This window comes from Klebsiella sp. 18074, assembly GCF_902705905.1.
GTDB classification, from domain to species: domain Bacteria; phylum Pseudomonadota; class Gammaproteobacteria; order Enterobacterales; family Enterobacteriaceae; genus Klebsiella; species Klebsiella terrigena.
In genome coordinates this window covers 1-6,154 of record NZ_CACSIS010000060.1, presented here as the reverse complement: position 1 = coordinate 6,154, position 6,154 = coordinate 1, and the positions used below count along the sequence as shown (strand labels likewise).

The window sequence follows — 6,154 nt, the reverse complement described above, 5'->3', positions numbered from 1 at the left end:
TCAGCACTCATCACTGGGCCGACCGGTAACGATGGTCTGGAGGGTGTGAGATACAACCCTTATCAGGACGTGGTGGGTGTCTGGACTGTCTGCTATGGCCACACCGGTAAAGATATCATGCTCGGCAAGAAGTACACCGAGGCTGAATGCCGTGCGCTGCTCAATAAAGACCTGAACACCGTCGCCCGCCAGATTAACCCGTACATCCAGAAGCCGATCCCCGAGACGATGCGAGGTGCGCTGTACTCGTTCGCGTATAACGTCGGTGCCGGAAACTTCCAGACTTCTACGCTGCTGCGCAAAATTAACCAGGGTGACCAGAAAGGCGCATGCGACCAACTGCGCCGCTGGACCTACGCCAAAGGAAAGCAGTGGAAAGGGCTGGTAACGCGCCGCGAGATTGAGCGCGAGGTGTGTTTGTGGGGGCAGAAATGAAATACATCCCGTCGGCTATCTGCATAGCTGCTGCTGGGTTTATTGCTGCTAGCGGACATGATGGGTGGGGCTGGTTCCTTTTTGTCGGGGTAATTCTACTATGAGCCGCTTAACCGCCATTATCAGTGCCGTGGTCATCTGCCTGATTGTTTGTCTTGGGTGGCTAGCTAATCACTACCACGACAACGCCACTGAATTCAAAAGGCAGCGTGACGAGAAAGTGAAAGCGCTAAATCTGGCTAACGCCACCATCGCCGACATGCAGGCCCGCCAGCGTGACGTTGCTGCGTTGGATGCGAAGTACACACAGGAGTTATTCGATGCGCAAAACACCATTAGCGATTTGCGTAGGGATGTCGATTCTGGCCAGCGCAGGTTGCAGCTCAACGCAAAATGTCCCGCGAACGGAGCGACCGCAGCCGTCGGCTTGGGCGATGCTGCCGGCCCCCGACTTACTGACTCCGCTGAGCGGGATTATTGGAGTCTCCGAGCCGGAATCGCCACCATCACAGGGCAAGTGAGCTACCTGCAGGAATACATCCGCACGCAGTGCCTGAGGTGACCATGCTTCTACTCTTCATTCTCCTGTCGATATGGCTCTGTCGACTATCGGAGAAGCCGGCCTGGCTAGCAATTAGGCCAAATATCTCAACGCTGGCGCTCGAAGATGAGCATCCGGCGCGCAGTAAGGGGCTGCGCTGAGATAAGAGCCGCTACAAGAAATCGCCTCGCAATAGCGGGGCTTTTTAATGCGCATCGTACGCGCAAATTATCGAGAGTCTTTCAGTCGTGAGCCTGAGGAACGCCGTTAAAGGTGGCGACCTCTCTCGGGCGGCGTTCCTGTACGACAGGCTCACTCCTAAAAGGAAGCGCTATGAAGAGTTTTTTAAATGGTTTTATCAGTAACGCTATATCCTGGTCTCTGCTTGCCTTGCTTGTATACGCGGCGTGGACAGGCAGCGAGGCGCTATCAAGAATCTCAGCAGTGGCTTACTGGATGATAATCATCCTGATGGTGTTCATGTCCCTTATCGTTACGTTTGCTGCGTTCTTAATCAAGCGGGAAGATAGCCCGAAAAAGAAGAATGCAGCAATCGAAAACCTCAGGGTGGTATTCAAACGCTCGGGGGTGTTAAGCAAAATAGTGGGATGGTTACGTCTTATCGCAATAGTGATGCTCCTGGCATATTCCGGCTGGGTATTCACTGCTGTTAGCTATGCGCTCTGCGCGTTATTTTCTCGCTTCATTATCTCTGTAGGGCGTGATGAATACGAGAAACAATCCATCGCACTTCAGGCGTGACCATTGCAGAGCTACTTCCAGAAGTGGCTCGATAATGCTTACCCGACAAGAAGCATAGATCTGGTGTCGACCAAAGAGGTGATCCACATCTTGACGGCTCGCAAAGACGAGAAGTGACTGAGTAACTCTGTGAAGAAGTGGCAATGTCGCGTTTATAAACTTCTGCAAATGGTGCCGGTAAAGTGCCATTGACAGAGGTTTATGTAAGTTTCATGAGTTGCTGTTTAAACAATTCCCCGGTAAGTATCCGAACAACCCAGAGGAATGTTCTGTATGGCTGAAGTTGAAGACCGCCGACCATTCCCTCCCGTCAACTTCACTGGCGAAAACTGGCTACCGTACACGCGGATTATCCCGGCCACTGAAATCGGAGAGTGGGTAAATCAGCACATCCTCTCTGAAGAAGGTCGGCTCCATAACCCTGACCACGAACATCTCGTTAATGCACTCGCTGACGGTGATATTGCGTTTATGTGGGCCTCTGGCGCATTCGCCAAAAGTGGCCGCATTGTGCTGGGTCAGTGTGAGCAGGTGATGATGCGCGCCGGCGGCTGGCAGAAATCCCGCATGGAGCAGCAGATGCATGAATGGTTCGGTCGCATACCGAAGTTCATCATCACTCTGGCTGCCGACTACTGCGAGCAATGCAGCGACGTCGAATTCTGCGCGCTGGTTGAACATGAGCTTTACCATATCGCCCAGGCTACCGACGACTACGGCGCGCCGAAGTTCAACAAAGAGACCGGAATGCCGGTGCTGAAGCTTCGCGGCCACGACGTCGAGGAATTCGTTGGAGTGGTCCGGCGTTACGGCGCCAGCAAAGACGTGCAGGAAATGGTTGATGCGGCGAACAGGCCGGCGGAGGTTGCTCATATCGATGTTGCCAGAGCGTGCGGGACTTGCATGCTGAAGCTGGCATAAATTCAGGACAGGTTAGGACGGATGGTGAATTATGGCGGCATTAAAACCAGAGGTTAAAGCTTTCATAATTCAGTCAGTTGCGTGTTACGAAGCACCCTCGCAAGTCGCTGATGCCGTCCTAAAAGAATTTGGCATAAAAATAACCCGGCAGCAGGTGGATCAAAACGACCCCACCAAGGTTAGCGGAAAGGGCCTCGCTAAAAAGTGGGTCGACCTTTTCAATATTACTCGCGACCGATTCCTGAATGAGATATCCGATATTCCGATCGCCAATAAAGCGTACCGTTTACGCGTTCTCAACCGCATGGCCGTAAATGCCGAAAGCATGAAGAACTATGGCATGACCGCACAACTGCTTGAGCAGGCCGCCAAGGATGTTGGCGACGTCTACACGAACAAGCAAAAAGTAGAGCAAAGCGTGGTTGCGACTCATAACGTTATGCCGGTTCCGTCCTGCGACAACGTTGATGACTGGGAAAAGGCAGCACAAAAACAGCAGGGCGAGGTATTGGGTGGATGAAATACAAAGCTGTATGGAAGCCTCTGCCCGGATCTCAATCTCTATCATTGAGCTGCCCGTGTAACGAGATTCTCTATGAGGGAACTCGCGGGCCAGGAAAAACAGCGGCGCAGTTGGCCCGATTTCGCCGCCTGGTCGGCCTCGGCTATGGCTCGTTCTGGCGTGGCGTAATTTTCGATACCGAGTATAAAAACCTCACCGATATCATCACGCAGTCGAAGCGCATGTATCGCCTGTTTAATGACGGTGCGCGTTATCTCGCTTCCGCCTCGGAATTGCGCTGGGTATGGCCGACTGGTGAAGAGCTTCTCTTCCGGTTCGGGAAAGAAGAAAGCGACTACTGGGACTATCACGGGCAGGAATTCCCGTTCATTGGTTTCAACGAGCTGACAAAGCAGCAGTCCGCTGAATTCTACGAAATGATGTTCTCGTGCCGGCGCTCATCGTTCAGACCTGAGAACTATCCGCTTGCTAACGGCTCTCTGCTTAGGCCGATCCCGCTTGAAACGTTCAGCACTACCAACCCGTTCGGTATCGGCCATACCTGGGTGAAGAAACGCTTCATCGAGCCAGCGCCTCGCGGCACCATCATTCGCGAAACCCAGCGGGTCTTTAACCCTCAGACCGAGAAAGAAGAGGATGTGACGCTTACCCGCGTTGCAATCCACGGCTCGTTCAAAGAGAACCCGTATCTTGATCCGCAGTACATCGCGACGCTGATGGCCATCAAAGACCCAAACCGGCGTAAAGCGTGGGTAGAAGGCTCATGGGATGTCACCAGCGGCGGCCGCTTCGACCATCTGTGGAATGAAGCGCTCCATGTTATTAAGCCGTTCCGCATACCCGATAGCTGGACAGTGGACCGCTCTCACGATTGGGGTGAGTCGAAACCGTTCTCCAACCTGTGGTGGGCGCAAGCTGATGGTACTGCAGCTGAGTTACCTGATGGCCGGCAGTTCTGCCCGCCTGCCGGCTCCCTTATCCTGATCGGCGAGTGGTACGGCTGTCCGCCTGACGAGCTGAACAAAGGCCTGAACATGTCTTCGACGAACGTCGCAAAAGGCGTGGCGTGGATTGATAAGCGGCTGGTAGGTGAAGAGGCAGATGAGCCGGAAGAAATTCAGCTCGGAGGCGTTACTCAGGGGCAATTGCATATCATGCCCGGTATCTGCAGCGAGGTTATTCCCGGCCCGGCTGACGGGGCAATATTCAACACCGGAGATAATGAGTTATCAATCGCTCAGAAGATGGAGAATCAGGCCGTTGAATGGCTGGCAGCCGACAAAAAGCCTGGCTCTCGCATCAATGGCGCGTCGATCTTCGCTGACATGCTGGAAGCCGTTATTGAAGGTGGAAATCTGGAATCAGGCATTCCTGAGAAGCCGGCCTTCTACGTTTTCGACTATTGCCGGGGTTGGATCAGCCGTATCCCTGTACTTGTCCGCGACGATAAAAACCCTGACGACGTAGACACCCAGCAAGAAGACCATGACTGGGATGCTACCCGCTACCGCGTACTTCACTCACCACAAAAAATAACCGGCATGTTGGTGCGTTCGCGCTGACGGAGGAAACCGTGAACGAAAGCGAAATTAAACAACAGCGCGCCAGTAACTCCAGCGTCGAACGTGAGCGCAACAAAAATTTGTCGACGCTCTTTAACGGGACCAGCAACACAAAGCGCCAGCGCCTCTATCAGGAGTTTGGCTACCCGCTTCACCTGACGTTCGATGACTTCTTCAGGGCGTATCGTCGTAACGCGGTGGCCGGTGCCGCCGTCACGCGCATGGTCGATGGCTGCTGGGAGGACTTCCCGGAAGTTTACGAAGGCGACCAGACAAAAGACGCATCGAAACAAACGCCGTGGGATAAGCGCGTTAATAAGCTCATGAAACGCTGCTGGGAGCAGATTAAAGGCGCAGACCGCCGCAATCTTGTGGGCCGGTATTCGGCGCTGCTGCTGCAAATTAAGGACAGCAAAAACTGGGATGAGGAAGTTGATACGGCTGCCGTCGGTCGGCTGCAGGAAAAAGCCCTTGTGAAGCTGATCCCGGTATGGGAAGCGCAAATTGACCCTATCAAGTGGAATGAGGACCAGAATAGCGACGAGTTCGGCGAGGTGACGATGTACTCGTTCACTGAGCTGCCTGTCGACGGTAACTTCGACGCGCGGCCTGGCCGAATCATCAACGTGCACCCAGATCGCGTAATCATCCTGGCGGAAGGGTCAGACGATGGCGTGATGACGTCAGGTAAATCCCTGCTTGAGGCCGGATTCAACAAGCTGCTCGATATTGAGAAGGTCAGCGGCGGCGCTTCTGAGGGATTCCTGAAGAACGCCAGTCGACAGCTCAACTACTCGTTCAGTGAGAAAACAAACTTCTCCGCATTGGCGAAAGCGCTCGGCGTTCCTGAAGGACAGCTTGCTGAAGCATTAGATCAGCAGGTTCGCCGCCTCAACGACAGCACTGACAGCGCCAGCTTTATGCAGGCGGGCACCGCTGAGGTGTTGAGCGTTACTGCATCTGACCCTGAGCCCACGTGGCGTACTGCACTGAGCGAATTCTGCGCGACCGTCCCTATTCCGGTAAAAGAGCTGGTTGGCATGCAGACAGGGGAGCGCGCCAGCACCGAGGATGCGAAAGGATGGGGCCGTACAAGGATGAGCCGCCGTAAGGGGTTCCTTACCGACGTGATCACCGATGTGGTTTCGCGCTTCTGGAAGCTTGGCATTGTCCCTCCTGCAAAAGGCGAGGAAATTTCGGTCGGATGGTCAGATCTGCTGGCGCCGAGCCAGGCAGAGAAGATTGCCAATATGGACAAGCTCGCAGATGTTGCTGTGAAGTCGACGAATGCCTTTGGCCGCTCTGCTATCACAGAGAACGAAATCCGCGCGGCGGGCGAACTCCAGCCATTGCCTGAACTTGACGATGAGATTCCGCCTGATGACCGCAAACCAAAACCTGATCCTCTGG

At 54.1% G+C, this 6,154-nt stretch carries 7 protein-coding genes; all 7 read left to right on the top strand.

Features of this window, described 5'->3' with window-relative positions; translation table 11 throughout:
• A partial coding sequence (locus GVK32_RS28120) for a lysozyme (protein WP_159874121.1) occupies nt 1-435 on the top strand: 435 nt, incomplete at its 5' end.
• Between the two features lie 100 nt (nt 436-535).
• Nucleotides 536-997, top strand: coding sequence for a lysis protein (locus GVK32_RS29455; protein WP_159880940.1), 462 nt, complete (start codon nt 536-538; stop codon nt 995-997).
• A 312-nt stretch (nt 998-1,309) separates the two neighbouring features.
• Nucleotides 1,310-1,738 (top strand): hypothetical protein, encoded by a 429-nt coding sequence (locus GVK32_RS28110; protein ID WP_159874117.1) that lies wholly within the window; start codon nt 1,310-1,312, stop codon nt 1,736-1,738.
• Nucleotides 1,739-2,011: 273 nt separating this feature from the next.
• Nucleotides 2,012-2,659: a putative metallopeptidase gene (locus tag GVK32_RS28105; RefSeq protein ID WP_159874115.1), complete on the top strand. Its 648-nt coding sequence runs from the start codon at nt 2,012-2,014 to the stop codon at nt 2,657-2,659.
• A gap of 31 nt (nt 2,660-2,690) precedes the next feature.
• On the top strand, nt 2,691-3,179 hold the full coding sequence (locus GVK32_RS28100; RefSeq protein WP_159874113.1) for a DUF2280 domain-containing protein: 489 nt from the start codon (nt 2,691-2,693) through the stop codon (nt 3,177-3,179).
• Nucleotides 3,176-4,744, top strand: coding sequence for a terminase (locus GVK32_RS28095; protein ID WP_159874111.1), 1,569 nt, complete (start codon nt 3,176-3,178; stop codon nt 4,742-4,744). The genes GVK32_RS28100 and GVK32_RS28095 overlap by 4 nt, the downstream gene beginning before the upstream one ends.
• An 11-nt stretch (nt 4,745-4,755) precedes the next feature.
• On the top strand, nt 4,756-6,154 hold a 1,399-nt coding region (locus GVK32_RS28090; RefSeq protein WP_159874109.1), incomplete at its 3' end, for an anti-CBASS protein Acb1 family protein.